Origin of the sequence: Actinomadura coerulea, from assembly GCF_014208105.1 — a bacterium.
Classification (GTDB): domain Bacteria; phylum Actinomycetota; class Actinomycetes; order Streptosporangiales; family Streptosporangiaceae; genus Spirillospora; species Spirillospora coerulea.
This window is the reverse complement of the sequence record NZ_JACHMQ010000001.1, coordinates 2,077,881-2,103,901: the sequence shown is the minus strand read 5'-3', so window position 1 is coordinate 2,103,901 and position 26,021 is coordinate 2,077,881. Positions and strand designations below refer to the sequence as shown.

Genomic DNA, 26,021 nt, shown 5'->3' with positions numbered 1-26,021 from the left:
GGCCCGGCCGGGGCCGGGGCTAGCCGAGCACCCGCACCGGCACGCCGCCGCGCGGGCGCATCGCGGTCACGCTCGTCGGCGTGGCGGCGGGGGACACCAGGGACAGCCGCGTGCGGCGCAGCAGGCACGCCAGCATCGTCTTGATCTCCACCGTCGCCAGCGTCGAGCCGATGCAGCGGTGCGGGCCGCCGCCGAACGGCAGGTACGTCGCGGGCGTGGTGGGACGGTACAGCGCCGAGGACCGGTCCCACCGCTCGGGCCGGAACCGCCCCGCCTGCGGCCACACCTCCGGCATCCGGTGGGTGACGAACGGCGAGTAGAACACCATCGCCCCCGCCGGGACCCGGTACCCGCCGTAGGAGAAGTCCTCGACCGGGACGCGGGCGCTGAGCACGGCGGGCGGGAACAGCCGCAGCGTCTCGTTCACCACCCCGTCCAGGTACTCCAGCGCGGGCAGGTCGGCGGCCTCGACCGGCCGGTCGCCGACCACCTCGGCCACCTCCCGCCGCGCCCGCTCCTCGGCCTCCGGATGGGACAGCAGCGCGTGCACCGCCCACGCCATCGCGGCGCTGGTGGTGTCGTACCCGGCCGAGATCAGGCTGATGACCTGGTCCTGGAGTTCCTGGCGGGTCAGGCCCGCGCCGTCCTCGTCGCGCGAGGACAGCAGCATGCCCAGCACGTCGTCGTACTCGCCGCCCTCGCGCAGCCGCCGCTCGATCTCCTCGTCCACCCGCCGGGCGACCAGCGCCCGCGACGCCGCGACGCGCCTCATGTAGGGGTTGGGCACCGACCGCAGCACCATCTGCAGCACGAAGTTGCGGTCGACGGCCGCGAGCGCGACCTGCAGCCGCCGCCCGATCACCTCGCTGTCGGCGGCGAGCCGGTCGCCGAACAGCACCTCCACCGTGCTGCGGCGGATCACCGCGCGCAGTTCGGCGTAGGCGTCCAGCGTCCGGCCGGGGCGCCAGGACTCCAGCGCGGCGTCGGTGTTGGCCGCCATCCGCGCCACGTACCCGGCGACGCGCCGGTGGTGGAAGGCCGGCTGGACGAGGCGGCGCCGCCGCCGGTGGTCGTCGCCGTCGCTGACGATCAGCGCGGTCTCCCCGTTCACCGGCACCAGCAGGTCGAAGGCCTCCCGCCAGCGGAACAGGCCGGAGTTGGCGAACACGAACGCGTTGGCGTCGGGGCCGAACAGGTGCACGAACGGCATCCGGCGCGTTCCGACGACCGCGACGGGGCCCGCCTCGGCGTGCAGGCGCAGCAGGCTCGCGCACGGGTTCCGCGTGAACCCGATCCCGTGCCGGACCGTCAGCGACGGGGAGGGGCCCCGCGCCCTCCCGCCCGCCGTGGAGGCCTTGCGGGGACGGGGCGCGCGTACCGGGGTGTCGGGTGCCACGCGCCCCACTATCGCACGCCCCCCGCCGCCCCGGCGCCGCGCGCGGTGGGAGGATGGGATCCGTGAAGGACGACCGAGCGGAAGGGACGCACAACCCCAAGCCGGGCAGGCAGACGGTGGACCGCTCCGCGGCGGTGCTCCGCCGCGAACGCGGCTACTCCGTCAACGACGAGGAGCGGCCGGCCGGCCGCCGCGAGCCGCCTCACCGACCTGCACCGCCGCCTGTCCTGACCTGCGCCTGTCCTGACCGCCGCCGCTAGCCCGCCGCGCCGGAGGCGGTGGAGGCGGCGGCGAGTTCGTCCAGCAGCGCCGCGACCGCGGGCGGACGCGGGCCCGCGGCGACGACCGCGCTGATGCTGCGGCCGCCGAGGCCGCGCACGCCGGGCAGCGCCACGCCCGGCTCGGTGTGCAGGGCGAGCGCCAGCCCCGGCAGCGTCGTCACGGCCAGGCCCCGCGCGACCAGCCGCTGGACGGCGACATGGTCCTCGGTGGCGAAGGCGATGTCGGGGGTGAACCCGGCCCGCGCGCACGCCCACCGCAGATGGTCGCGGCACCGCGCGCAGCCCGACGCCCACGTCTCCCCGGCGAGGTCCTCCAGCCGCGGCCGCCGCGCCGACGCCAGCGGATGCGCGGCCGGGACCAGCAGCCGCAGCGGGTCCTCGCACAGCGCGACCTCACGGAACCGCGCGTCGGCCTCGGGCGGCATGGACGCGTGCCGGAACACCACCGCGATGTCGGCCTCCCCGGCGCGCAGCAGCGCCAGCGCCTCGGGCGGCTCGGCGTCCACCAGCGTCACCGACACCCCCGGAGCGCGGGCCCGCAGCCGGACCAGGGCGTCGGGCAGCAGCCCGCCCGCCGCCGTGGGGAACACCGCGGCCCGCACCCGGCCGGCGCGCAGCCCGGCGATCGCGGCGATCCGCTCCTCGGCGTCGCCCATGCGGGCCAGCACGTCCTCGACGTGCTCGACCAGCACCCGGCCCGCCTCGGTCAGCCGCACGCCCCGGCCGTGCCGGACCACCAAGGGCGTGCCGACCACGGCCTCCAGACGGGCGATGTGGTGCGACACCGCGGGCTGGGTGTAGGCCAGGGACCGGGCGGCGGCGGTCATCGACCCGAGCCGCGCCACCTCGCGCAGGATCCGGCCCCGATGCAGGTCCAGCATCGACGCAAGGTATCAACACCGCTGATGGGAAACCAAGAAAACCGCACTTTGTGCTATGGCCTCCCGAGGCCCCACGATCGGGGTATGACCCTTTCCCTGCCGCAGGCGCAGCGCGAGTTCGGCGCCGGCGTCGCCTTCCTCAACACCGCCACCTACGGGCTGCCGCCGCGCGCCGCGCACGAGGCGATGCTCGCCGCCGAACGCGACCGGGCCGCCGGGCTGCTGGACCCCGGCGCGCTGGACGAGGCGGTCGCACGGTCCCGGGAGGCGTTCGCGCGGCTGCTGGGCGTCCCGGCGGACCGGGTCGCGTGCGGCCCGCAGGTGTCCTACTTCACCGGGCTGGTCGCGGCGTCCCTGCCCGCCGGCGCCGAGGTCCTGGTCGCCGACGGCGACTTCACCTCGCTGCTGTTCCCCTTCGCCGCCCGCCCCGACCTCAGCGTCCGGTCGGTCCCGCTGGAGCGGATCGCCGGGCACGTCGGCGCGGGCACCGCCCTGGTCGCGGTGTCGGCGGTGCAGTCCGCCGACGGCCGCATCGCCCCCATGGACGAGATCGTCGGCGCCGCCCGCGCGCACGGCGCCCGCGTCCTGCTGGACGCCACCCAGGCCGCCGGATGGCTGCCGCTGCCCGCCGACCGCGTCGACTGGCTGGTCGCCGGCGGCTACAAGTGGCTGCTCGGCCCGCGCGGGACCTGCTTCCTGACCGGCACCCGCGAGGCCCTGGACGCCCTGCCCGCCATCGGCGCCGGCTGGTACGCCGGCGCCGACGTCTGGGACTCCGTCTACGGGCTGCCGCTGCGCCTGGCCGACGGCGCCCGCCGACTGGACCTGTCCCCGGCGTGGCAGTGCTGGGCCGGGCACGCCCCCGCCCTGGAACTGCTGGAGCGGGTCGGGATCCCGGCGATCCACGACCACGACGTGGCGCTGGCGCGCCGGTTCGCCGCCGAGCTCGGCCTCCCGCCGGGCGACTCGGCGATCGTGTCGGTGCCCGTCCCCGAGGGCGCCGCCGACCTGCTGCGCCGCAACGGGGTCATCGCCTCCGTGCGGGCCGGACGGCTGCGCTGCGCGTTCCACCTCAGCACCACCGACGCCGACGTCGACAAGGCCGTCGGACTGATCGCCCCGCTCCTCCCGGCCGCCGGGTGAAGTTCTTACAAGGTTCGAACAAGGTGCCTTGACCGGCCCGTCCAGGCGGCCCCGGCCGGGCCGTGCGGCCTACCTTCGTGCGCATGAACGTACTGCTCACCGGGTCGGCCGGGTTCGTCGGCTCGCACATCGCCGAGGCCCTGACCGCCGCCGGCCACCAGGTCCGCGGGCTCGACACGCGCCCCGACGGCCTCGGCGACCCGCCCGCCGACGTCCGCGACGCCGCCGCGGTCGCGCGGCGGCTGGAGGGCGTCGACGCCGTCTGCCACCAGGCCGCCAAGGTCGGCCTCGGCGTCGACGTGTCCGACCTGCCCGACTACACCTCCGCCAACGTGCAGGGCACCGCCGTGCTGCTGGCCGAGATGGCCCGCGCCGGCGTCGGGACCCTGGTGCTGGCGTCCTCGATGGTCGTGTACGGGGAGGGCGCCTACACCTGCGCCGTCCACGGACCCGTCCGCCCCGGACCCCGCGCGCTGGACGCGCTGCGCGCCGGGCGGTTCGAGCCGCCGTGCCCGGCGTGCGGGCAGCCGCTCGCCCCCGGTGCCGTCGGTGAGGAGGCCCCGCCCGGCCCCCGCAACGCCTACGCCGACACCAAGCTCGCCCAGGAGCACCTGGCCGCGTCCTGGGCGCGCGCGACCGGCGGGTTCGTCGCCGCGCTGCGCTACCACAACGTCTACGGGCCGCGGATGCCGCGCGACACCCCCTACGCCGGCGTCGCGGCGATCTTCCGGTCGCGGCTGATGGACGGGCGGGAGCCGCTGGTGTTCGAGGACGGCGCGCAGCGCCGCGACTTCGTCCACGTCCGCGACGTCGCGCGCGCGAACGCGCTGGCGCTGGAGCGCGCCGCGGCCGCCCCGCCCGAGGCCGGCGCCCTGCGCGCCTACAACATCGCCAGCGGCGACCCCCGCACCGTCGGCGACATGGCCGGCGCGCTCGCCGACGCGTTCGGCGGCCCCCGGCCCCGCGTCACCGGGGACTACCGGCTCGGGGACGTCCGCCACATCGTCGCCAGGCCCGACCGCGCCCGCCGCGAGCTCGGCTTCCGCCCGCGGGTGCCGTTCGCCGAGGGCATGGCCGAGTTCGCCCTGCCGCACGTCACCAGTTCGTAAGGGTCGCCGCCCCGTCACCGAAAGTAGCGTCTGAGCTGTGATCGATGTGGTTCTCCCGTGCCTGAACGAGGCCGAGGCGTTGCCCTGGGTGCTGGACCGGATGCCCGAGGGGTTCCGCGCCCTGGTGGTCGACAACGCCTCCACCGACGACTCCGCGCGCGTTGCCGCGGACCGCGGCGCCCGCGTCGTGGCGGCGCCGCAGCGCGGCTTCGGCGCCGCCTGCCACGCCGGCCTGCGCGCCGCCGAGACCGAGGTGGTGTGCGTGATGGACGCCGACGCCTCGCTCGACCCCGCCGACCTGCCCCGGCTGGTCGCCGCGCTCGGCGCCCTGTCGCCGCCGACTCTGTCACCGGGCCTGCCGCCGCCGGGTCTGGTGCTGGGGCGGCGGCGGCCGACCGGGCCGGGCGCGTGGCCGCCGCACGCCCGCCTGGGCAACGCCGTGCTGGCCCGGTCGCTGAACCGGCGCGCCGGGACCCGGCTGCGCGACCTCGGGCCGATGCGCGCCGCCCGCCGCGACGCCCTGCTGGCCCTCGGCCTGCGGGACCGCCGGTTCGGCTACCCCCTGGAGATGGTGCTGCGCGCCGCCCGCGCCGGCTGGCGCATCGGCGAGATCGACGTGCCCTACCGGCCCCGCACCGGCGACTCGAAGGTCACCGGGACGCTCGGCGGGACGGTCCGCGCCGTCCGCGACATGCGCCGCGTGCTGGCGGAGGTCGCCCGATGACCGCAGCGCCCCGCCCCGGCGGCCCCGGGCCCGACGACGCCGGCCTCGCCGACATCATCGTCATCGCCAAGCAGCCCGTCCCCGGCCGGGTGAAGACCCGCCTCACGCCCGCCTACACCGCCGCCGAGGCCGCCGCGCTCGCCGAGGCGTCCCTGCGCGACACCCTCGCCGCCGTGGCCGCCGCGAGGGCCGGCCGGCGGGTCCTCGCGCTCGCCGGCGACCCCGGGCCGTGGCTGCCGGACGGCTTCACCGTCGTCGCCCAGCGCGGCGGCGGCCTGGACGAGCGCCTGGCCCACGCCTTCGCCGACGCCGACGCCGGCCGCCCGCTGGTACTCATCGGCATGGACACCCCGCAGGTCACGCCCGCGCTGCTCGACCGCGCCCGGCGCGCCCTCGGCCGCCGCGACGCGGTGTTCGGGCCCGCCCGCGACGGCGGGTTCTGGCTGCTCGGGCTGCGCCGGCCCGCCGCGGCGCTGCTGCGCGGCGTCCCGATGTCGCGCCCCGACACCGGCGCGGTCCAGCTGGCCCGGCTGCGCGCCGCCGGGCTGCGGACCGCGACGCTGCCCGAGCTCACCGACGTCGACACCCCCGCCGACGCCGCCGCGGTCGCCGCGGCCGCGCCGGACGGCCTGTTCGCCGCCGCCGTGCGCGCCCTCGGCGACCGGACCGTCCCGGCATGATCGGCGAACTGTACGAGGAGGCGCTGCGGGGCCGCGCCCCGGTGGAGATCGAGCACGCCGACGGGCGCCGCCGGCCGCTGCCGCTGCACGACTGGCTGGCCGTGCGGGACGGTGACGGCGGGCTGCTGGACCGCTGCCAGGGCGCCACCCTGGACGTCGGCTCGGGACCGGGCCGGCTGACGGTGGCGCTGGCCCGCCGCGGCCTGCCGGTGCTGGGCATCGACCTGGCCCCCTCCGCGGTCGCGCTGACCGTCGCGGCGGGCGGCCCCGCCCTGTGCCGCGACGTGTTCGGCCGCGTGCCCGGCGCCGGGCGCTGGCGCACCGCGCTGCTCGCCGACGGCAACATCGGCATCGGCGGCGACCCCGCCGCGCTGCTGCGCCGCGTCCTGACGCTGCTGGCGCCCGGCGGCCGGGTGCTGGCGGAGGTCGACCCGCCCGGCTCGGCCTCACGGGTCGAGCCGCTCCGGCTGCGCTCGGACCGGTCGGTCGGCGAATGGTTCCCCTGGGCGCACGTGTCCGCCGACGCCGTCGCCGGGCTGGCCGCCCGGTGCGCCGCGACCGTGACCGAGACCTGGGAGGACGCGGACCGCTGGTTCGTCACCCTGCGCCCCGTGGAGGAACGCCCATGAGACCCGCACCCGGCCGGCACAGGCCGCCCGCGCCCGCCGCCGTGCTGCGCGGCATCCCGGGACGGTTCACCAGCCGCCTGCACGACGAGCGGATCGCCTCCTGGCTCGGCATCGCCCTGGGCGTCAGCGTCCTGGTGTCCTTCGGGACCGGGCTGGTCAGCCACTTCATGCAGCAGCCCGCCGGGTGGATGCGGTGGCCGTCGCGGCCGGTGAACCTGTACCGGGTCACCCAGGGCGTGCACGTCATCGGCGGGCTGGCGACCGTCCCGCTCCTGCTGGCCAAGCTGTGGACGGTCTACCCGCGGCTGTGGCAGTGGCCGCCGGTCCGCTCCCTCGTCCACGGCGCGCAGCGGCTGCTGGTGTTCGTCCTGGTCGGCGCGGCGCTGTTCCAGTTCGTCACCGGGGTGCTGAACGTCGCCTACTGGTACGTGTTCAGGTTCTACTTCACCACCGCGCACTACTGGACGGCCTACATCCTGGTCGGCGCGCTGGTCGTCCACATCGCCGACCAGTGGGCCAAGGCGCGCCGCACCGTCATGACCCGCCCCGAGGACGGCGTCGGGCGCCGCGGCTTCCTGCTCACCGTCGCGGGCGCGAGCGGCGTCGTCGCGCTCACCACGGTGGGGGAGGCGGTCACCCCGCTGGCGCCGCTGGCGGTGCTGGCGCCGCGCCGCCCCGGCACCGGGCCGCAGGACGTCCCGGTCAACAAGTCGGCCGCCGCGACCGGCGTCACCGCCCAGGCCCGCGACCCCCGCTGGCGCCTCACCGTCACCGGCCGGGTCGCGCGGGACGTCACCCTGTCGCTGGCCGACCTGCGCGCGCTGCCGCAGCACGACGCGCGGCTGCCCATCTCCTGCGTGGAGGGCTGGAGCGTGGAGGCGGCCTGGCGGGGCGTGCGGCTGCGCGACGTCCTGCGCCTGGCAGGTGTCGCCGGTGACGCGCAGGTGCGGGTGGAGTCGCTGCAGGCCCACGGCCTCTACCGCACGTCGATGGTCAACCCGCCGCACTGGCAGGACCCGCTGACGCTGCTGGCCCTCGGCATGAACGGCGTCCCCCTCGCCCTCGACCACGGCTACCCCTGCCGCCTCATCGCCCCGAACCGGCCCGGGGTCATGCAGACCAAGTGGGTCCACCGGCTGGTGGTGTCGTGAACGCGCGGACCGTGTCGAAGGCGGCGGCGTACGCGGCGGGCCTGGCGCTCATCGGCGTCGGGCTGCGCGGGATCGTGGACGAGGTCCCCCTGGCCGGATGGGCGAAGTGGTTCGCCGGGGCGGCCGTCCTGCACGACGCCGTCCTTGTTCCCGCGGTCCTGGCCGCGGGGGCGCTCACCGGCCTCGTGCCCGCGGGGCAGCGGCGCGTCGTGCGCGCGGCGCTGGTCATCGGCGCCTGCGTGACCGTGGTCGCGATCCCCGTGGTGCTGGCCTACGGGCGCCGCGCCGACGAGCCGTCCCGCCTCCCGCTGCCCTACGGCCGCAACCTGGCGATCGTGCTCGGCGCCATCGCCGCCGCGGCGGCCTGCGTCCTTCTGGCCCGCGCGGCCACCGCCCGCCGCCGGGCCGGGCGCGTGTCCGGGCGCGGCGGAGCGACCCGCGCCCGGCGACCGTCCCGGAAGGAGACGCGGCGATGACGCTCACCGAGACGCACGGCCGGGCGGAGGCCGCCGAGAGGCGGGCGGGGCGCGGATGGCCGGGGTGGGCCGCGGTCGCGGTGTGGGCGGCCGCGATCGCGGCGGCGTTCACCGTGGGCTGGTACCTGCGGCGCGCGGGCCTGGCCACCGAGGACCCGCTGCCCCCGCTGCACGCCCGGGCGCGGGAATGGCCGCCGCCCTGGCGGCTGCTGCCCGCCGCGGCCGTCGCGGCCCTGGCCGTGGCGGCGCTGCCCGCGCTCGCGGCCCGGCTGCCGTGGCGCGCGCTGCCGCCGGTCGCGTGGGCGGCCTCCGCCGCCTGGACGGTGGCACTGGCCGCCGGCGACGGATGGGACGCGCTCGCGCGGCCGCTGGACGCCCCGACCGAGTACCCGGCGGGCCTGGCGCAGCTGCGCCCCGACCCGCTGGAGTGGCTGCGGACCTTCACCGAGCGGCTCGGCGGCTACACCACGCACGTGCGGGGGCATCCGCCGCTGCCGATGCTGGTGCTGTGGGCGCTGGAGAAGGCCGGTCTCGGCGGTACCGGCTGGGCGGCGGCGCTCGTCATCGCGGCCGGGACTTCGGCGGCGGCGGCGATCGCGGTGACGGTGCGGTGCCTGGCGGGGGAGCGGGCGGCGCGGGCCGCGGTGCCGTTCCTGGCGCTGGCGCCGCTGGCGGTGTGGATCGCGACGGCGATGGACGCGTTCTTCCTGGCCGTCGCGGCCTGGGGCACGGCCCTGCTCGCGCTCGCCGCGCGCGGCGGGCGGAACCGGGCGCTCGCCCCGGCCGCGACGGGCGGGCTGCTGCTGGGGTGCCTGCCGTATCTGAGCTACGGGCTGCTGCCCCTGTTCGCGGTCCCGCTCGCCGTCGTGGTGCTGGGCCGTCCGCGGGTGCGGGCGCTCGTGGCCGCCGGCGCCGGGCTGGTGGTGGTCCCGGCCGCGTTCACGCTGCTGGGGTTCTGGTGGCCCGACGGCGTCCGCGCCACCCTGGACACCTACCTGGTCAGCCGCGGATCGGCGCAGCGCTCCTACGCCTACTTCCTGTTCGCGAACCTGGCGGTGCTGGGCCTGCTGACCGGTCCGGCGGTGGCGCACGCGCTGCCGCGCACCCTGGCCCGGCTCGGCCGGGGCGCCCTGTGGCGGGAGGTGCTGGGACGGGGGCCGCGGTCCCGGGCGTTCGCGCCGGAGGCGGCGGTGGCGGCGCTGGCGGGCGCGGCGCTGCTCGGCGTGCTGGTGCTGGACGCGTCCGGCGTCACGCGCGGCGAGGTCGAGCGGATCTGGGTGCCGTTCGCCGCCTGGCTCACGGTCGCCGCCGCCGTCGACCGGTCCCGGGTGCGGGCGTGGCTGGCGGCGCAGGCGGTGACCGCGCTGGCCGTCCAGGCCCTCGTGCTGTCCCCCTGGTGAACGCGCTTGGCCACTTCTCGTCACCTGCTCCGCATCCGCCGCGTCCACCGCCCTCCCACCTGCGGTGACGTCGCCGCGGAAAAAATCTCGAAGTAATCCGGGGCGCGATGTCGATCCGGCGGCCCGCTGTGCGACGCGTCAGTGAAAGCCGATGAGACAGCGCACGGAAGGACCGCCGCCATGAGCGCCCAGACCCACACCGCCACCCGCGTCACCGCCACCCGCCCGACCACCGCCCGATCCTCCGCCGGGGGCCGCCGCACGCTGCGCAAGGTGCTGTGGGGTGCGCAGATCCTGCTCGCCGCGTTCCTGTTCTTCGCCTCGGCGCTGCCCAAGTTCGCCGGGCAGGCCGACGCGGTCAGGACCTTCGACGAGATCGGCTGGGGCCAGTGGCTGCGGTACCTGACCGGGGCCGTCGAGGCCGCCGGCGCGATCGGGCTGGTCGTCCCGCGGCTGGCGGGGCTCGCCGCGGCCGGGCTGATCGGCCTGATGGGCGGCGCCGCCCTGACCCAGCTGCTGGTGCTGGAGCCGGCGTGGGCGCTGCTGCCCGTGGCCTTCGCGGTCGTGTTCGCCGCCGTCGCCTGGGACCGGCGCGCCGAGTCCCGCCAGGTGCTGCGCCTGCTGAAGCGCTGAACGGACGCGTCCGCGCGGTGGGGGCCCGCGAGCCGGAGGGCTCGCGGGCCCCCACCGTCACGCATGCCCGCGGCCGGCGTGCGGGGACGGGGTCAGGGCGGGGGCCAGGTGATGAGGGTGTGCCCCCAGGTCAGGCCCGCGCCGAAGCCGGCGAGCAGCACCAGGTCGCCGGGGCCGATGCGGTGCGTCCGGACGGCGCGGTCGAGGGCGTAGGGGATGCTGGCGGCGCCGATGTTGCCGACCTCGTCCCCGACGATCGCCAGCTGCGCCGGGTCCAGCCCGGCGTCCGGGGCCAGCGCGGCGACCAGCCGCGGGTTGGGCTGGTGGGGGACGACCAGGGCCAGGTCGGCGGGCTTGACCCCGGCCGCCTCGGTCGCCTCGGCCACCAGCCGCGGGAAGATCGCGGTGATGAAGTCGCGGACGGCGCGGCCGTCCATGTGGATGGTGTGGCCGAGCGCGGCGAGGGTCTCGGCGTTCGCGGGCAGGCGGCTGCCGCCCGCGGGGATGAGGACGTCGTCCGCGCCCGAGCCGTCCGACCCGAGGGTGATCGGGCCGATGCCGTGCCCGGGCGGGGCGGGGCCGACGACCGCGGCGGCGGCGCCGTCGCCGAACAGGGCGGCGGTGGCGCGGTCGGCGGGGTTGAGGAACCGCGAGTAGACCTCCACCCCGATGACCAGCGCGTAGGGGGGCGCGCCGCGCTGGGTGGCCAGCCAGCCGATCGCGGTCTGCAGCCCGAACACGAACCCGGTGCAGGCGGCGGAGATGTCGAACGCGGCGGCGCGGCGGGCGCCCAGCATCGTCTGCACGCGGCAGGCGGTGGACGGGGCGATCACGTCGGGCGTGGAGGTGCCGAGGACGATCAGGCCGAGGTCGGCGGCGTCCAGCCCGGCGGCCTCCAGCGCCCGGCGGGCGGCGGCCGCGGCCAGGTCGGAGGCGGCCTCGCCGGGAGCGGCGACGTGCCGCCGCCTGATCCCGGTGCGCCGCTCGATCCAGTCCGGCTCCAGGCCCAGCGAGCGGGACAGGTCGGCGCTGTGCGCGACGTCGCGGGGCAGGTGGGCGCCGGTTCCGCGGATGGCCCACCCCCGCCCGCCGTCCCGCGCCGCTCCGCCGTCGTCCGCTCGGGCCGGCGGGTGCGTGTCGGGCGCGGTCATGCGGGGCCTCCCCCCATCGCCGGACTGGCGGTTGTCAGTCCCATCCCATAAGTGAATAATCCCATTTCAGGATTTTGGTCCATAACTGAGAGCTAAGCGGCCCTTGTCGTAAAGGAAATGGCAGCCTTCCTTCCAGGTAAGGAGACCCCGCGTGCCCGCACCCCCATTCCGCCCGGCCGAACAGCTCGAACCCGACGACGTCTGCGCCTTCCTGTTCCCCGGCACCGGCTCCGCCGGGGTCCCCGACCTGCCCGCCCTCGCCCGCACCGGGCCCGGCGCCGCCCGCGCCGTCGCCGACGTCCTGGACGCCGTGCAGGAGGGCCTGCCCCCCCAGGGCTGGCCGCGCCTGCGCTCGATCCTCATGGACGATCCGGGCGGCTACCGGGAGGCCGCCCGCACCCCCGGCGTCGCCCAGCTCGCCGGCTACGCCGCGTCCGTCGCCGTCGACCGCGCCCTGCGCGCCCACGGGGTCCATCCCCGCTTCGCGGTCGGGCAGAGCTTCGGGGAGATCGCCGCGCTGGTGTGCGCGGGCGCGTTCTCCATCGCCGACGGTGCCCGCATGGGCGTGGCCGCCGTCGGCGTCCTGGCCCGGCACGGCGGGGGCGGCGGCATGGGGCTGCTGGAGGCCGGGGAGGACCGCACCCGCGCCTGCATCGACGCCGCCGCCGCACCGGAGGTCGTCGTCGCCTGCCTCAACGCCCCGCACGTCACGGTCGTGTCGGGGCCCGACGGGCCGCTGGAGGCCGTCCTCGCCGCCGCGCGCGGCCAGGGCGTGAACGCCGTGCGGCTCGCGGTGCCCTACCTGTCCCACCATCCGGCGATGGCCGGCGCCGACGAGGAGTGGTACGCCATGATCCGCGGCTTCCCGCAGCGGCCCCTGGAGCTGACGGTCCACTCGCCGGTCCGCGGCCGCGCCTACCGCGACGACGACGACCTGCACCGCGCCCTGGCCGACTGCATCGTCGAACCCGTCCGGCTGCCGGAGTCCCTGCGCGCCGTCCACGCGGCGGGCGCCACGGTGTTCACCGAGGCCGGAGCGGGCAACGCGCTGTGCCAGTGCGCGCGTCTCACCCTGCCGGACGTGCGGACGATGGCGCCGCTGCGCGACCGCCCCCGCCACGGGCTGACCGGCAAGGCGGCCCCCGGCGTCACCCCCACCGGCGAGCGAAAGGACCCCTCGTGACCTCCGACGCCGACGACCTGCGGCAGTTCGTGCACGGCTCCTCCCTCGACGCCAAGACGCGCGCGCGGCTGGAGGAGGCCGTCCCCGAGGAGTTCTTCACCGTCCCCGGCGGGCTCACCGCGCCCGGCCGGCACGCGCTCACCTACGAGCGGCTGCGCCGCGCCGGGCTGGCCGCGCCGCCCGCCGGTGAACTGCTGGCCGACCCGCCGGCGCTGTGCGCGCTGCTGGAGCGCGCCGCGATCGCCGACCCGCCGCTGTTCCACATGATGCTGCTGCACTACACCCTCGCGCTCGGCCCGATCCTGCGGTTCGGCGCCGGGCAGGAGGAGACGCGGCCGCTGCGCGAGTCGCTGGAGACGATGGACTCGTTCGGCACGCTGCTGATGACCGAGGTGGGACGCAGCAACAGCCATCTGTCGCCCCGCACCGTCGCCCGCCACGACCCCGCCACCGGCGGGTTCGTGCTCAGCACCCCCGACGCGCAGGCCGCCAAGTTCCCCACCAACACCGCTCACCCGGACCTGCCCAAGACCGCCGCCGTCTACGCCACCCTCGTCCACGGCGGCCAGGAGCGCGGCGTGTTCGTGTTCGCCGTGCCGCTGCGCGGCCCCGGCGGCGCCGTCCCGCCCGGCGTGCGGATCGTCCCGGCGTCCGAGACCACCGGCCTGCAGATCGACTACGCCGCCGTCCTGCTGGAGGACGTCCGTGTCCCCTACGGGGCGTGGCTGCGCGACGGAGCGTCCATCGGCGCCGACGGGGCCTTCCACGACCCGCACGGTCCGGCGGCGGCGCGCCTGACCCGCTCGATGGGCATCGCCCCGCCGGTGTGGCGGGGCGTCGTGTCGGCCTCCGCCGCGATCACCCGGGCGGCCGCCGGGATGCTGCTGGCCCACTCGGCGGGCCGCTCCACCCTCGGCCGGCTGGCGCCGCGCCGCCCGCTGACCGACTACCGCAACCAGCAGGAGGCGGTGCTGGGGGCGCTGGCGTCCGCCTACGCCCTCACCGCCGTCGCCGCCCACGTCACCACCCCGCGCCCCCCGGACCACGCGGCGGGCCTCGCCGGGGACGCGGCCGGGGACGAGGGCGGCGGCCCGGCGACCGCGTGGGCGCCGTGGTCGGCGGTCGACCGGGACCTGGCGCTGCTGAAGGCCGCCGCGACGGTCCAGGCGCAGGAGACGGTGTCGGCGTGCCGGCTGCACAGCGGCGCCCCCGGGTTCGCCGCCGTCGAGCGCCTCAACGCCTACCGGGGCCTGACGCACGCCTACCAGAACGCCGGCGGCGACAACGAGCTCATCCTCTACGACACCGCGCGCGCGATGGCCGACCGCGACCGCTACGTCCCGCCCGAACCCGAGCTCGGGCCGCCCGACGACGGCGACCTGGACTCCCCGAGCGTGTGGCTGTTCCTGGCGCGCGACGCCGAGCGCCGTACGCGCGACCGGCTCGCCGGACGGGTCCAGGCGGCCCTGCGCGAGGGGCAGGACGCCTTCACCGCCTGGAACGGCAACCTGGCGCTGGCCGAGCGGACCGCCACCGCCTGCGCCGACCGGATCATCCTGGAGATCCTCGCCGCGGCCGCCGGCGCCGGGCCGCGGGCGCTCGGGCCGGTCCTGCGCCTGCACGCGCTGGACCGGCTGGAGCGCCGCGCCGCCGTCCTGCTCAACGAGGGGGTCGTCCCGCCGGGGATCCTGGACGAGCTGTGGGCCGCGCGGCGCCGCACCTGCGACGAGCTGGCGCCCCGCGCGGAGGAGCTGGCCGCCGCGTTCGATCTTCCCGCCCCCGTCACCGCGCCCGCCGCGTTCCTGGCCTGAGGGGGTACATACGGGAAGAAACGGCACGCCACGCCGCGAATTCGCCAAGGAGGCGGGGGAACCGGCGCAAGGTGACTACCGTTCTCGTTAGACAGACCGCACGCGGGCGACGACGCCCGCAGCCGATACGGAGGTAGACACAGTGGGAGTCAGTCTGAGCAAGGGCGGCAACGTCTCGCTGACCAAGGAGGCCCCCGGACTGACCGCCGTCGTGGTTGGTCTGGGGTGGGACGTGCGGACCACGACCGGTACCGACTTCGACCTGGACGCCAGCGCCCTGTTGTGCTCGGCGGAGAACAAGGTCCTGTCGGACCAGCACTTCGTGTTCTTCAACAACCTCAAGAGCCCCGACGGTTCGGTCGAGCACACCGGCGACAACCTCACCGGTGAGGGCGAGGGCGACGACGAGGCGATCAAGGTGAACCTGAGCACCGTCCCCGCCGAGATCTCCAAGATCGTTTTCCCGGTGTCGATCTACGACGCCGACAAGCGCCAGCAGAGCTTCGGCCAGGTCCGCAACGCCTTCATCCGCGTGGTGAACCAGGCCGACAACAGCGAGATCGCGCGCTACGACCTGTCGGAGGACGCCTCGACCGAGACCGCGATGGTGTTCGGCGAGCTGTACCGCAACGGCGCCGAGTGGAAGTTCCGCGCGGTGGGCCAGGGCTACGCCTCGGGCCTGTCGGGCATCGCCTCCGACTTCGGGGTGAACGTCTGACCGTCCGCGCACGTGGACGGGGCGCCCCCGGGCCGGGGGCGCCCCGTCGCGCGTCCGGCCGGGGTCCCGGGCGGGACCGTCAGCCGGCGGGGACGACGGCGAGGGCCTCGATCTCCACCAGCAGGTCGTCGCGGACCAGGCGCGACACCTCGACCAGAGACGCGGCGGGCGCGACGCCCTTCGGGACGAACTCGGCGCGCACCGCGCGCACGACCGGGGCGCCGCCGGCGTCGCGCAGGAAGTAGCCGAGCCGCACGACGTGCTCCCAGCGGGCGCCGGCGGCGGTGAGCGCGGTCTCCAGGTTGGCGAACACCTGTCGGGTCTGGGCCTCCAGGTCGCCGGGGCCGACCAGGTTCCCGGCCGGGTCCAGCGGGATCTGGCCGCTGATCACCACGAGCCGGCCCGGCACGTCGACGGAGACGGCATGGCTGTATCCGGGCCCGGGCGCCAGGCCCGGCGCGTCGATCTGGCGGTGGGCGGGGGCCGGTTCGTCGCTCATCACAAGATCACGATACCGGCGGGCGGCCGAGCAGCTCCTCGCGCAGCCGCGTCTTGAGGATCTTGCCGCCGGGGTTGCGGGGCAGGCCCTGCTCGCGGAACCACACGTGCGCGGGCACCTTGAACGCGGCGATCCGCCCGCCCAGGAACTCCCGGAGCCCGCTCGCGGACACCGCGGCGCCGGGGCGCGGCACGACGACCGCGCCGACCTCCTCGCCGAGCACCTGGTGGGGGACGCCGATCACGGCGCAGTCGGCGACGGCGGGATGCTCGTACAGGGCGGCCTCGACCTCGGCGCAGTAGATGTTCTCGCCGCCGCGGATCAGCATGTCCTTGGCGCGGTCGACGATGTAGACGAACCCGTCGTCGTCCAGGCGGGCCAGGTCGCCGCTGTGGAACCAGCCGTCCGCGAACGCCGCGGCGGTCGCCTCCGGCCGGTTCCAGTAACCCTTGATGACGTTGGGCCCCTTGATGAGCAGCTCGCCGACCTCGCCGGCCGGCAGCTCCTCCCCGGCGGGCCCCACGACCCTGACGTCGCAGACCGCGACGGGCGGGCCGACGCTGTCGGGCCGCTCCAGGTAGTTCACGCCGCCGTTGTAGGTGGTGACCGAGGAGGTCTCGGTGAGGCCGTAGCCGTTGCCGGGCATCCGCTCGGGCAGCCGCTCCCTGATCTTGTCGACGAGGGCGGGCGCGGCCGGCGCGCCGCCGTAGCTGACGCCGGTGAGGCTGGAGGTGTCGAACTCGGCGAAGTCGGGGGAGGTCAGGACCTGCCAGGCCATCGTCGGCACGCCGCCGAACCCGGTGACCCGCTCCCGCTCGATCAGCTCCAGCGCCCTTCGGACGTCCCACTTGTACATCAGCACCACGGTGCCGCCCTGCAGGGCGCTGGACACCAGCACCGAGTGGCAGCCGGTGGCGTGGAAGAACGGGACGCTCAGCAGCGTCACGCGCGGCTGCGGCGCCGCGAGCTCCTCGACCGTGCGGCCGGCCCGCACGCCCGCCGACATGATCCCGTAGGCGAGGCTCACGGGGTTGCCGGCGATGTTGCGGTGCGTGCCGAGGGCGCCCTTGGGCCGTCCGGTGGTGCCGGAGGTGTAGAAGATCGTGGCCTCGTCCTCGGGGCCGAGCGGCACGTCGGGCAGCGGCATATCGGGCAGAGCGCCGCCGGGCGGGGACGCCTCGGAGGGCGCGGCGGGCGGGCCGCCTGCGGCGTCCTCGAACGCCTCGGCGCCCGCGGGCACGGCGCCGTCCGCCCGCGCGACCAGGCACGCCACGCCCAGGCCCGGCAGGACGCCCGCGAGCCGCTCGGCGCGCCCGGCGTCGGCGACCAGGACCCTGGCGCCGCTGTCGGCCAGCCCGTACTCCAGTTCCGCGGCGCTCCACCAGGCGTTCAGGGGGACCACGACGGCTCCGGCGACGGCGGCGCCGAAGAACGCCACCGACCACTCGGGGTAGTTGCGCATGGCGATCGCGACCCGGTCGCCCTTGGCGATCCCGTACCGGTCGACGAGGGCCCGCGCGAACGCGGCCGCCCGCGCGTGGTGCTCGGCGAAGGTGAGCCGGTCGTCCCCGTAGACGAGGAAGTCCTTGTCGCCGTGGAGGCGGGAGAGCTCCAGGACGTCGCGCAGGGTGTGCGGGGCGTTCTTCCACACGCGGGTCCGCACGCCGCGGATCCGCGCCTCGGCCATCTCGAACGGCTGCCCCGGCGCCGTCATCGCCGCCCGGACCTCGGCGATGCTCGCCAGCGGCCGCCCGGGGCCCTCCTCGTCCCGGTGTTGCACGTCCCGGTCCTGCACGTCGCGCCTCCCGCGGGTGGGCGCACCGCCGGGCGGCCCGTCCGCCGAACACGATTCGGTGCGCCGTTTCCGAAAATGTATGGTCCACGTCACACCCGGGTCAACGCCCCGGCGACGCGGGGCCCCGGGCGGACCGGTGCGGGCCGACGGTCCCGAGGAAGATCCCTGCCTGCGACAATGGGGGCATGACCGAGCGCAAGCCGATCGAGTACTGGTTGTCGGACATGGACGGCGTCCTGGTGCACGAGGGCCGTCCCGTCCCCGGCGCCGAGGAGTTCGTCCGCCGCCTGGCGGCGTCCGGAAAGCCGTTCCTCATCCTGACCAACAACTCGATCTACACCCGGCGGGACCTGTCGGCCCGCCTGGCGGCGGCCGGGCTGGCCGTCCCGCCCGAGGCGATCTGGACCTCGGCGCTGGCCACCGCCCGGTTCCTGGCCGACCAGCGGCCCGAGGGGTCGGCCTACGTGATCGGGGAGGCGGGCCTGACGACGGCGCTGCACGAGGCGGACTTCGTCCTCACCGACATCGACCCCGACTACGTGGTGCTCGGCGAGACCCGCACCTACAGCTTCTCCCAGATCACCCGCGCGATCCGGCTGATCGAGGGCGGCGCCCGGTTCGTGGCGACCAACCCCGACCCGATCGGCCCGTCGCCGGAGGGCTCGCTGCCGGCGTGCGGCGCCGTCGCCGCGATGATCACCCGGGCGACGGGCGTGGAGCCCTACTTCGTCGGCAAGCCGAACCCGCTGATGATGCGCACGGCGCTGAACGTGGTCGGCGGGCACAGCGAGAGCACCGCGATGATCGGCGACCGCATGGACACCGACATCGTCGCCGGCGTCGAGGCCGGGCTGGAGACGATCCTGGTGCTGACCGGCGTCACCCGCAAGGACGAGATCGCCCGGTTCCCGTTCCGCCCGCACCGCGTCGTGTCCTCCATCGCCGACCTCATCGACCTGGTCTGACCCGCCCGCCCGCCCGGCCGCCGCCGTAGACTCGCAGGCGCCATGCGCACGATCAGACAGGGCGGCTCGGTGGAGCTGGAGGTCCGCAGGTCCCGGTTCGTCTGCACGCTCGCCCGCGCCGCCGACGAGGCGGAGGCGGCGGCGTTCATCGCCGCGCACCGGCGCGCGCACCGCGACGCCACCCACAACTGCACCGCCTACGTCGTCGGCGAGCACGGCGAGATCACCAGGAGCGGCGACGACGGCGAACCGGCCGGGACGGCGGGCATCCCGATGCTGGAGGTGCTGGTGCGGCGCGGGCTGACTGGCACCGCCGCGGTCGTCACCCGCTACTTCGGCGGGGTGAAGCTCGGCGCGGGCGGCCTGGCGCGCGCCTACGGGCAGGCGGTCGCCGACGCCCTGGACGCCGTCGGCGTCGTGGAGCTGCGCCCGGTCGTGACGGTCACCGTCGGCGTGGACCACGCGCTCGCGGGGCGGTTCCTGGGCGACCTGCACGCCCGCGGGCACCAGCCCGGCGACGTCCGCTACGGGACGGGCGTGCAGGCCGACGTGGCGGTTCCCGTCCAGGAGCTGGAGGCGTTCGAGGCGTGGGCCGCGCAGGTCACCGCCGGGCGCGCCTGGACGCGGCGCGGCGCGCCCGGCCACATCGAGGTGCCCGTCCCCTGACGGGGCGCGGGCCCGGGCCGCTCAGCCGGTGAGGAACTCCTCCAGGGCAGGGGCGAGCGCGGCGGGGTCGACGTCGTGGGTCTGGCCGTGCAGGGTGCGGTGCGTCCCGGCGGGCAGGAGCTCGGCGGTGCGGTGCGCGATGTCGCGCATCCAGGCGGGGCTGGCGCCGCCGTCCAGCACCAGGGCCGGGACCGGGACGCTCGCGAGCAGGTCACGCGGCAGCTCGGCGCCCGTGGCGGCGTCGTCCATGACCGCCGAGTCGTAGGCGAGGGTGGGCGCGAGCTCCTCCAGCGCGGGCCACATCGGCGCGCCCCTCATCTGGCGGACCGTCTCCTCCGGCATCCCGACGACGGTCATGAACAGGGCGAGGGCGTCCCCGCGGCGCCCGTCGGCGAGCAGGCCGGTCAGCTCGGTGCTGTAGGCGCGGGCGCGGGTGAGGCGGTCGTCGTGGGCGGGGTTGAAGGGCGGCTCGAACAGCGCGAGCCGCGTGATGGGCAGGCCGTGCGCGGCGGCGCGCAGCGCCAGGACGGCGCCGGACGACATCCCGTACACCGCGGCGGACCCGCCGGCGGCCTCGATGACGGCGGCCAGGTCCTCGATCTCGCGTTCGACGGCGTAGGGCGGGGTGTCGCCGCTGTCGCCGCGTCCCCGGCGGTCGTAGGTGAGGACGGTGCGGCGCGGGGCCAGCAGCCCGGCGAGCGCGGCGCCCGAGCCGCGGTCGTTGAGGGCGCCGCCGACATGGATCAGGGCGGGCCCCTCGCCGGTCCGGTCGATGGCGATGCGGGTGCCGTCCTTGGAGTGCGTGATGTCCATGAGGGGTTCCTTCCCAGATGGCTGGCTTTGCGTGGCCGCTCGTCCCCAGCGACGAACGCGCCGAGCCCCGGCGGACACCTCCCGGACGATCTTTTCGGCGGGGCGGTCTGCCGGTGCGGGTGGGCTGGGCGAGGTTGCGGGCGCCGGGGCGCCGGTGGGGGTGCTGCTGAACGGGCTGGTTGCGGGCCGGGTGTTCGGCGTGCTGCTGGGGGCTCTCGTGGCGGCGACGGCGGTGCTGGTGCTGGTGCGGCGCCCGGACGGGCCGTGGGGCTGGCCGGGGCGCGGGGCCGGTCGAAGGGGCGCCGGGTCAGGGGCTGGCGCGCAGGCGGCGGAGCATGCGGGCGTCGGTGAATCCGACGGCGCGGGCGGCGGCGTCGGTGGTGGCGCCCTGCCCGATGAGGTGCTCGGCGCGTTCCAGGCGCAGTTCCTGCTGGTAGCGCAGCGGGGTCAGGCCGGTGGCGGCGGTGAAGCGGCGGGTCAGGGTGCGTTCGCTGACGCCGGCCTCGGCCGCCAGGGCGTGCAGGGGCAGGGGACGGGCGAAGCGGGCGTCGATGAGGTCCTGGGCGCGGTGGACGGCGTCGCTGACGTGGGCGCGGTGCCGCAGCAGGGCGCTGGCCTGGGGTTCGTCGCCGTTGCGGCGCGCGTACACGACCATCGCGCGGGCGGTGCGGGCGGCGGCGCCGGCGCCGTGCCGGGAGGCGACCAGGTGCAGGGCCAGGTCGATGCCGGAGGCGATGCCGGCGGAGGTGATGACGCGGCCGTCGGTGACGTACAGCACGTCGCGCACGACGGTAGCGCGCGGGTGGCGGCGGGCCAGGGCGTCCTGGAGTTCGTGGTGGGTGGTGCAGCGGCGCCCGTCCAGCAGCCCGGCGTGGGCGAGGGCGAAGGCCCCGGCGCAGACGCTGGCGACGGTGCCGCCCGCGGCGTGGTGGGCGGCCAGGCGGCGCGCGGCGCGGGCGGAGACGGGCGCGGCGTGGGGCCGGGCGTCGCCCCAGCGCCATCCGGGGACCACGGCGATGTCGCCCGGGGCGAGGTCGGGCCAGTCGGTGGACGCCTGGAGGGGGACGCCCTGCGCGGTCGGCACGGTCGCGGGCGCGCCGGGGCAGGGCGGCGCGGTCTCCCGCGGGTCCACGGGTGCGGGGTGGTCGGCGACGTAGGCGAGCCGGTAGGGCAGGCCGGCGTCCGCGGCCATGCCGAACACCTGGGCGGGCCCGGCCAGGTCGAGCAGATGCAGGCCGGGCACCAGCAGGAAGACGACGCGGGTCACGATCCGGTCAGCGTACCGGGGCGGGCGCGAGGTCGTCGAGCGAGGCGATCGCCGCGAACCGCCCGGCCAGGGCGTACTCGGTGCGGGCGATGATCTGGTCGGTGGGCAGGGTGGCGGGGTCGGCGAGGATCTCGGCCAGGGCACGGCCGGGCGGGGCGTCGCGGTGCTCGATGGGGAAGGTGGCGGTGGCGTCGGTGACGAAGGTGACGCGGTAGCCGAGGTCGGCGGCCAGGCGGGCGGTGGTCTCGCAGCACTGCTCGGTCTGGATGCCGCAGACGGCGACCTCGCCGACGCCGCGCTCGGTGAGCAGCTGCTGCAGGCCGGTGGTGGTGAACGCGTTGCGGGAGGTCTTGGTCATGACGGGTTCGCCGGGCTCGGGGGCCAGGCCGTCCATCAGGCGCACGTGGCCGAGGCCGGGGTCGAACGCGCCGCCGCTGCCGGGTTCGGCGTGCAGGATCCACACGACCAGGTCGCCGGCGGCGCGGTCGGCGATGTCGGGCGCCGAGACCGCCTCCCAGTTGGGGCGGCGGCGGAAGGACTCTTGGACGTCGATGACGAGGAGCGCTCGGTTCATGGGGTCGATCCTGGCCGGGCGCGGCGGCGCCGGACAGGCACCATCGCGGCGTGATGCGGAACGATCCGGTCAGCGCGGCCGGCGAGGGCGGCGTAAAGGATCTCGGGCGGGGGAGGGAGGGGACGGTCTGGGCGGGAATCCCCCGAGGTGAGGGGGTCTGTGCGAGTGAGGGGGACTCGGTATGGGCGGAGGCGTTGGGGGGCACGCGCCGGGCGTCAGTCTCGGGGTGGAGGAGGAGTTCCTGCTGGTGGACGCGCTGTCGGGCGAGTGCGTCGGGCACGCCGAGGACATCCTGGAAAGGGCCGGGCCGCACCGGTGGCGGGCGTCGGGCGGGTCGTTCCACACCGAGTTGCTGGGGTCGCAGGTGGAGGCGGTGACCGGGGTCTGCCACGACCTGGCGGGCCTGCGCGCGCAGCTGCGGTACGGGCGGGCGCGGCTGGCGGAGGCGGCGCGGGAGGGCGGCGCGCTGCTGGTGGCGTCGGGGACGCCGGTGCTGGGAGGCAGCCCGCCGCAGGCCGCGCGGGGCGAGCGGTTCGCCGCCATCGTGTCCGCCTACGGCGACGTGGTCGAGGACTACCAGGCGTGCGGCTGCCACGTGCACGTCGGCGTCCCGGACCGGGAGTCGGCGGTGGCGGTGGTGAACCACCTGCGGCCGTGGCTGCCGGTGCTGGTGGCGCTGGCGGCCAACTCGCCGTTCGACCGCGGGCGCCCGACCCGCTACGCGGCGCGCCGGATGATGGAGATGGCGCGGTTCCCGGGCGCGGGCGTGCCGCCGTGGTCGGCGTCGGCCGCCGACTACGACGCGCGGGTCGCGGCGCTGGTGGAGTCGGGCGCCCTGGTGGACGCGGCGATGACGTTCTGGCTGGCGCGGCCGTCGCCGCGGTGGCCGACGGTGGAGGTGCGGGCCGGGGACGCCGCGGCGACCGCGGACGAGGCGGTGCTCCAGGCGGCGCTGGTGCGGGGCCTGGTGGCCGCCGCGCTGGCGGAGCTGGCGGCGGGCCGGGAGGCGCCCCGGGTGGACGGGCAGGTGTGCGCGGCGGCGCTGTGGAACGCGGCCCGGCACGGCCTGGACGGCGCGATGGTGGACCCGGTGTCGCGGCGCGCGGTCCCGGCGTGGCGGCTGCTGGACGGCATGGTCGCCCGCGCGGCCCCGGCCCTGGAGGCGGCCGGGGACCTGGACACGGTGTTCACGCTGGTGGAGGGAGTGCGCCGCGCGGGGACGGGCGCCGACCGGCAGTGCCGGGCGGCGCGGCGGGGCGGGCCGCGCGCGGTGGTGGACATGCTGGTCCGGCAGACCGAGTCCGGCGGCCTGGCCCCCGAGGGCACGGGGCCCGGTACGGGGCTTGGCGGCGGGCCGGGCTCCGCGGGCGGGCCGGTGGACGGGGCCGTCGAGGGGCCGGGGGAGCCGCCGGGCGCGACTCCGGGGGCGAAACCGGGCGTATGGGACGCGGGTGAGCGGGTACCGGAGCCGGACGCCCCTTGACGACGGAGGATGACATGACCGTTCATCAGGACCGACCGCCCTCTCGCGGTCCCGAGCCCGGCCCGGGGACCGGCCGCGGGACCGCACCCGCGCCGGGCGCCGGGCCGGACGCCGCGTCGGGTCCCGTGCGGGGTTCGGCGTCCGGTTTCGGATTCGGGTCGTCGCTCGGTCCCGTCCGGGCGCGCGCGGACCGGGCCCCGGCGCTGCCGGCGCCGCACGGGCCGCTGTCGCGGGCCGTGGCGGGCCTCCTGGCCTCGGGCCCGCCCCCCGGCCCCCTCCGCGATGACCCGCCGGGCGTTCCGGGGCTTGCCGGGCTGGTCGCCGAGGCGCGGTCCTGCGACCCCTACGGGGAGGATCTGCAGCTGGCGCTGCACACCTGCTACGAGCTGCACTACCAGGGGTTCGCGGGCGTGGACCCGGACTGGGAGTGGGATCCGGGGCTGCTGCGGCTGCGCGGGGCGATGGAGGCGGTGTTCCTGGCGGCGCTGCGCCGCGACGCGTGGCGGGCCGCCGGTCCGGAGGCGGCCGGGGACGTGCAGGAGGCGCTGGAGGAGCTCCTGGTCGAGCCGGTCGACGCGCGCGGCGTCTCCCACCATCTGCGCGACGAGGGCACCTGGGGGCAGATGCGCGAGTACGCGGCGCTGCGGTCGGTGTACCACCTGAAGGAGGCCGACCCGCACGCGTGGGTGATCCCCCGGCTGCGGGGCCGGGCCAAGGCGGCGCTGGCGGCGGTGGAGAACGACGAGTTCGGCGGCGGCCGTGCGGAGATGACGCACCAGGGCCTGTACGCCGATCTGCTGGACGAGCTGGGCCTCGACCCGTCCTACGGCGCGTACGTGGACGCGGCGCCGGCGGTGATGCTGGCGACGGTGAACATGATGTCGCTGTTCGGGCTGCACCGGTCGCTGCGGGCCGCGCTGGTGGGGCACTTCGCCGCGGCGGAGATCACCACGGCGCCGTCGGCGCGGCGGATGGCGCGGGCGCTGGAGCGGCTGGGCGCCGGTCCGCGCGCCCTGCTGTTCCACACCGAGCACATCGAGGCCGACGCCGTCCACGAGCAGGTGCTGCGCCACGAGGTGATCGGCGGGCTGCTGGAGGCCGAGCCGGGCCTGGCGGGGGACGTGGTCCTGGGGGTCCGCGCGACGGGTCTGCTGGAGGGCCGGTTGGGCGACCATCTGCTGGGGTGCTGGCGGGCGGGCCGCTCGGCGCTGCGGCGCCCGCTCGCCGATGCGGTGGACGCGGGCCCCGGGATCGGGGCCGATGTGGTGGGTGACGCGCCGGCGGCCGCGCCGGTGGCCGGGTGAAGGGGGAGGGCGGGCGATGATGCTTTTCAGGCCGCCGGGCGTGTACCGGCCGCAGGCCGACACCTCGCTGCTGACGCGGGCGCTGCTGAGGTCGCTGTCGCGGGCGGGGGCGCCGCCGGGGGCGCGGGTCCTGGAGCTCGGCACCGGGACGGGCGCGGTCGCGCTGGCCGCGGCGCGGGCGGGCTGCCAGGTCGTCGCGGTGGACGCCTCGTCGCAGGCGGTGCTGGCGGCGCGGGTGAACGCGCGGATGCGGGGGCTGCCGGTGCGGGTGCTGCGCGGGGACATGTTCGCGCCGGTCGCGGGGGAGCAGTTCGACGTGATCGTCGCCAACCCCCCGTACGTGGCCGGGGAGATCGACCCGGAGTCGGTGCGGGGGCGGGCGCGGGCGTGGGAGGCGGGCCCGGACGGCCGGGTGCTGCTGGACCGGATCTGCGCGCAGGCCCCCCGGCATCTGTCGCCGTCGGGGACGCTGCTGGTGGTGCATTCGGCGCTGAACGGGGTGGCGGCCACGCTGGTGGGGCTGCGCCGCGCGGGGATGCGGGCGTCGGTGGTGGCGCGGCACCGCGAGCCGTTCGGGCCGGTGATGCGGCGCCGCGCGGACGTGCTGCGGGCGCGCGGCCTGCTGGTGGACGGGCAGCGGCACGAGGACCTGGTGGTGGTGCGCGCCGACCGGATGGAGGAGGAGGCGGGCGATGAGCGCGACCAGTGGGCTGCCTGAGGCCCGGCCTGAGACCCGGCCTGAGACCCGTTCGGCGGCAGCGGGCCGTCCCGGGGATCCGGCCGGGGAGGGGCCGGGCGGCCGGGAGCGGCGGCGGGTGCGGATGGTGCCGGGCGGGCCGGTCCTGGTGGAGGGGCCGGTGGAGGTCGTGATGGAGGACGGGTCGACGGCGGTGTCGGACCGGTGGCTGGTGGCGCTGTGCGCGTGCCGCCGCAGCCGCGCGTACCCGTTCTGCGACACCAGCCACCGCCGGCGCCGCCGCGACTGACGCGGGCGGCGGGCCCGCCGCGCGCCGTCGCGCGCGGCGGGTCAGCCGCCGAGGCTGTCCAGGGCGGTGTCGAGCCGCTGGGCGAGGGCCTCGATCTGCTCCTCGTTGGCGCCGGTGTCGAGTTCGGCGATGACGGCGTCCCGCGTCGTGATCACCATGGCGTCCTCGTCGCCGCCGGGGCCGGCCGGGACGACGGCGGCGCGTCCGCCGACGACGACGAGTGCGGCTCCCCGGTCGGTGGAGGCCAGCAGGGTGTGCAGGTGCTCGGCTGTGATCGTCGGCATGGGGTGACCTCCGGTTCGG

Annotated in this window: 28 protein-coding genes; 19 read left to right on the top strand and 9 right to left on the bottom strand. The window is 76.9% G+C overall.

Annotated elements, in window-relative coordinates; genetic code table 11:
• Positions 1-19 precede the first annotated feature (19 nt).
• Positions 20-1,396 (bottom strand): cytochrome P450, encoded by a 1,377-nt coding sequence (locus tag BKA00_RS09750; protein WP_230298843.1) that lies wholly within the window; start codon positions 1,394-1,396, stop codon positions 20-22.
• 62 nt (positions 1,397-1,458) lie between these two features.
• Here BKA00_RS09750 and BKA00_RS09745 point away from each other — a divergent pair, with 62 nt between their 5' ends.
• Positions 1,459-1,656 (top strand): hypothetical protein, encoded by a 198-nt coding sequence (locus BKA00_RS09745; protein ID WP_185024605.1) that lies wholly within the window; start codon positions 1,459-1,461, stop codon positions 1,654-1,656.
• On the opposite strand, the gene BKA00_RS09740 is transcribed toward BKA00_RS09745, so the two are convergent.
• Positions 1,653-2,558 carry a LysR family transcriptional regulator gene (locus BKA00_RS09740; RefSeq protein ID WP_185024604.1) on the bottom strand — a complete coding sequence of 302 codons (906 nt, stop codon included), beginning with the start codon at positions 2,556-2,558 and terminating at the stop codon, positions 1,653-1,655. The genes BKA00_RS09745 and BKA00_RS09740 overlap by 4 nt on opposite strands.
• 84 nt (positions 2,559-2,642) lie before the next feature.
• On the opposite strand from BKA00_RS09740, the gene BKA00_RS09735 reads away from it, so the two are divergent.
• The 9 genes from BKA00_RS09735 to BKA00_RS09695 all read left to right on the top strand — a co-directional run bounded on the left by BKA00_RS09735 (position 2,643) and on the right by BKA00_RS09695 (position 10,503).
• Positions 2,643-3,701: an aminotransferase class V-fold PLP-dependent enzyme gene (locus BKA00_RS09735; protein ID WP_185024603.1), complete on the top strand. Its 1,059-nt coding sequence runs from the start codon at positions 2,643-2,645 to the stop codon at positions 3,699-3,701.
• Positions 3,702-3,784: 83 nt separating this feature from the next.
• Positions 3,785-4,810: an NAD-dependent epimerase/dehydratase family protein gene (locus BKA00_RS09730; RefSeq protein ID WP_185024602.1), complete on the top strand. Its 1,026-nt coding sequence runs from the start codon at positions 3,785-3,787 to the stop codon at positions 4,808-4,810.
• Positions 4,811-4,847: 37 nt separating this feature from the next.
• Positions 4,848-5,534, top strand: coding sequence for a glycosyltransferase family 2 protein (locus BKA00_RS09725; protein WP_230298842.1), 687 nt, complete (start codon positions 4,848-4,850; stop codon positions 5,532-5,534).
• Positions 5,531-6,214: a TIGR04282 family arsenosugar biosynthesis glycosyltransferase gene (locus BKA00_RS09720; protein ID WP_185024601.1), complete on the top strand. Its 684-nt coding sequence runs from the start codon at positions 5,531-5,533 to the stop codon at positions 6,212-6,214. Before BKA00_RS09725 ends, BKA00_RS09720 begins: the two co-directional genes overlap by 4 nt.
• Positions 6,211-6,843 (top strand): class I SAM-dependent methyltransferase, encoded by a 633-nt coding sequence (locus BKA00_RS09715; RefSeq protein WP_185024600.1) that lies wholly within the window; start codon positions 6,211-6,213, stop codon positions 6,841-6,843. Before BKA00_RS09720 ends, BKA00_RS09715 begins: the two co-directional genes overlap by 4 nt.
• Positions 6,840-7,994 (top strand): molybdopterin-dependent oxidoreductase, encoded by a 1,155-nt coding sequence (locus BKA00_RS09710; RefSeq protein WP_185024599.1) that lies wholly within the window; start codon positions 6,840-6,842, stop codon positions 7,992-7,994. Before BKA00_RS09715 ends, BKA00_RS09710 begins: the two co-directional genes overlap by 4 nt.
• Positions 7,991-8,470 (top strand): hypothetical protein, encoded by a 480-nt coding sequence (locus BKA00_RS09705; protein ID WP_221493085.1) that lies wholly within the window; start codon positions 7,991-7,993, stop codon positions 8,468-8,470. The genes BKA00_RS09710 and BKA00_RS09705 overlap by 4 nt, the downstream gene beginning before the upstream one ends.
• Complete coding sequence (locus BKA00_RS09700; RefSeq protein WP_185024598.1) at positions 8,467-9,870, top strand: hypothetical protein; 1,404 nt, start codon at positions 8,467-8,469, stop codon at positions 9,868-9,870. The genes BKA00_RS09705 and BKA00_RS09700 overlap by 4 nt, the downstream gene beginning before the upstream one ends.
• 180 nt (positions 9,871-10,050) lie before the next feature.
• Positions 10,051-10,503: a DoxX family protein gene (locus BKA00_RS09695; RefSeq protein WP_185024597.1), complete on the top strand. Its 453-nt coding sequence runs from the start codon at positions 10,051-10,053 to the stop codon at positions 10,501-10,503.
• Positions 10,504-10,595: 92 nt separating this feature from the next.
• Here BKA00_RS09695 and BKA00_RS09690 read toward each other — a convergent pair whose 3' ends face one another.
• A complete protein-coding gene (locus BKA00_RS09690) occupies positions 10,596-11,654 on the bottom strand; it encodes a 3-oxoacyl-ACP synthase III family protein (protein WP_185024596.1) in 1,059 nt (352 codons plus the stop codon).
• A gap of 151 nt (positions 11,655-11,805) precedes the next feature.
• Here BKA00_RS09690 and BKA00_RS09685 point away from each other — a divergent pair, with 151 nt between their 5' ends.
• The 3 genes from BKA00_RS09685 (at position 11,806) to BKA00_RS09675 (ending at position 15,366) form a co-directional block, all read left to right on the top strand.
• Positions 11,806-12,837: an ACP S-malonyltransferase gene (locus BKA00_RS09685; RefSeq protein ID WP_185024595.1), complete on the top strand. Its 1,032-nt coding sequence runs from the start codon at positions 11,806-11,808 to the stop codon at positions 12,835-12,837.
• A complete protein-coding gene (locus BKA00_RS09680) occupies positions 12,834-14,648 on the top strand; it encodes an acyl-CoA dehydrogenase family protein (protein ID WP_185024594.1) in 1,815 nt (604 codons plus the stop codon). The genes BKA00_RS09685 and BKA00_RS09680 overlap by 4 nt, the downstream gene beginning before the upstream one ends.
• 142 nt (positions 14,649-14,790) lie before the next feature.
• Positions 14,791-15,366: a TerD family protein gene (locus tag BKA00_RS09675; RefSeq protein WP_185024593.1), complete on the top strand. Its 576-nt coding sequence runs from the start codon at positions 14,791-14,793 to the stop codon at positions 15,364-15,366.
• Between the two features lie 79 nt (positions 15,367-15,445).
• Here the strand turns inward: BKA00_RS09675 and BKA00_RS09670 are convergent, their stop codons facing one another.
• Both BKA00_RS09670 and BKA00_RS09665 read right to left on the bottom strand, forming a co-directional pair.
• Positions 15,446-15,865 (bottom strand): RidA family protein, encoded by a 420-nt coding sequence (locus tag BKA00_RS09670; protein ID WP_185024592.1) that lies wholly within the window; start codon positions 15,863-15,865, stop codon positions 15,446-15,448.
• Between the two features lie 7 nt (positions 15,866-15,872).
• A complete protein-coding gene (locus BKA00_RS09665; RefSeq protein WP_338072111.1) occupies positions 15,873-17,660 on the bottom strand; it encodes a class I adenylate-forming enzyme family protein in 1,788 nt (595 codons plus the stop codon).
• A 185-nt stretch (positions 17,661-17,845) separates the two neighbouring features.
• Between BKA00_RS09665 and BKA00_RS09660 the strand changes: the two genes are divergently transcribed.
• Positions 17,846-18,625, top strand: a complete 780-nt coding sequence (locus tag BKA00_RS09660) for an HAD-IIA family hydrolase (protein ID WP_185024591.1) — start codon at positions 17,846-17,848, stop codon at positions 18,623-18,625.
• 42 nt (positions 18,626-18,667) lie between these two features.
• Positions 18,668-19,291: an IMPACT family protein gene (locus tag BKA00_RS09655; RefSeq protein WP_185024590.1), complete on the top strand. Its 624-nt coding sequence runs from the start codon at positions 18,668-18,670 to the stop codon at positions 19,289-19,291.
• Positions 19,292-19,312: 21 nt separating this feature from the next.
• On the opposite strand, the gene BKA00_RS09650 is transcribed toward BKA00_RS09655, so the two are convergent.
• From BKA00_RS09650 to BKA00_RS09640, 3 genes are all read right to left on the bottom strand, one after another.
• Complete coding sequence (locus BKA00_RS09650) at positions 19,313-20,104, bottom strand: alpha/beta fold hydrolase (protein WP_185024589.1); 792 nt, start codon at positions 20,102-20,104, stop codon at positions 19,313-19,315.
• Positions 20,105-20,411: 307 nt separating this feature from the next.
• Positions 20,412-21,371: a GlxA family transcriptional regulator gene (locus tag BKA00_RS09645; RefSeq protein WP_185024588.1), complete on the bottom strand. Its 960-nt coding sequence runs from the start codon at positions 21,369-21,371 to the stop codon at positions 20,412-20,414.
• 7 nt (positions 21,372-21,378) lie between these two features.
• Positions 21,379-21,945 carry a cysteine hydrolase family protein gene (locus BKA00_RS09640; RefSeq protein ID WP_185024587.1) on the bottom strand — a complete coding sequence of 189 codons (567 nt, stop codon included), beginning with the start codon at positions 21,943-21,945 and terminating at the stop codon, positions 21,379-21,381.
• Between the two features lie 181 nt (positions 21,946-22,126).
• Here BKA00_RS09640 and BKA00_RS09635 point away from each other — a divergent pair, with 181 nt between their 5' ends.
• The 4 genes from BKA00_RS09635 (at position 22,127) to BKA00_RS40985 (ending at position 25,718) form a co-directional block, all read left to right on the top strand.
• Positions 22,127-23,428 (top strand): carboxylate-amine ligase, encoded by a 1,302-nt coding sequence (locus BKA00_RS09635; protein WP_185024586.1) that lies wholly within the window; start codon positions 22,127-22,129, stop codon positions 23,426-23,428.
• Between the two features lie 14 nt (positions 23,429-23,442).
• The gene (locus tag BKA00_RS09630) at positions 23,443-24,732 is read left to right on the top strand and encodes an iron-containing redox enzyme family protein (RefSeq protein ID WP_221493084.1); all 1,290 of its coding nucleotides are present in this window, start codon (positions 23,443-23,445) and stop codon (positions 24,730-24,732) included.
• Positions 24,733-24,748: 16 nt separating this feature from the next.
• Positions 24,749-25,450 (top strand): HemK2/MTQ2 family protein methyltransferase, encoded by a 702-nt coding sequence (locus BKA00_RS09625; RefSeq protein ID WP_185024585.1) that lies wholly within the window; start codon positions 24,749-24,751, stop codon positions 25,448-25,450.
• Positions 25,451-25,553: 103 nt separating this feature from the next.
• The gene (locus BKA00_RS40985; RefSeq protein ID WP_221493748.1) at positions 25,554-25,718 is read left to right on the top strand and encodes a CDGSH iron-sulfur domain-containing protein; all 165 of its coding nucleotides are present in this window, start codon (positions 25,554-25,556) and stop codon (positions 25,716-25,718) included.
• Between the two features lie 41 nt (positions 25,719-25,759).
• Here the strand turns inward: BKA00_RS40985 and BKA00_RS09615 are convergent, their stop codons facing one another.
• Positions 25,760-26,002: a hypothetical protein gene (locus BKA00_RS09615; RefSeq protein WP_185024583.1), complete on the bottom strand. Its 243-nt coding sequence runs from the start codon at positions 26,000-26,002 to the stop codon at positions 25,760-25,762.
• Positions 26,003-26,021 lie beyond the last annotated feature (19 nt).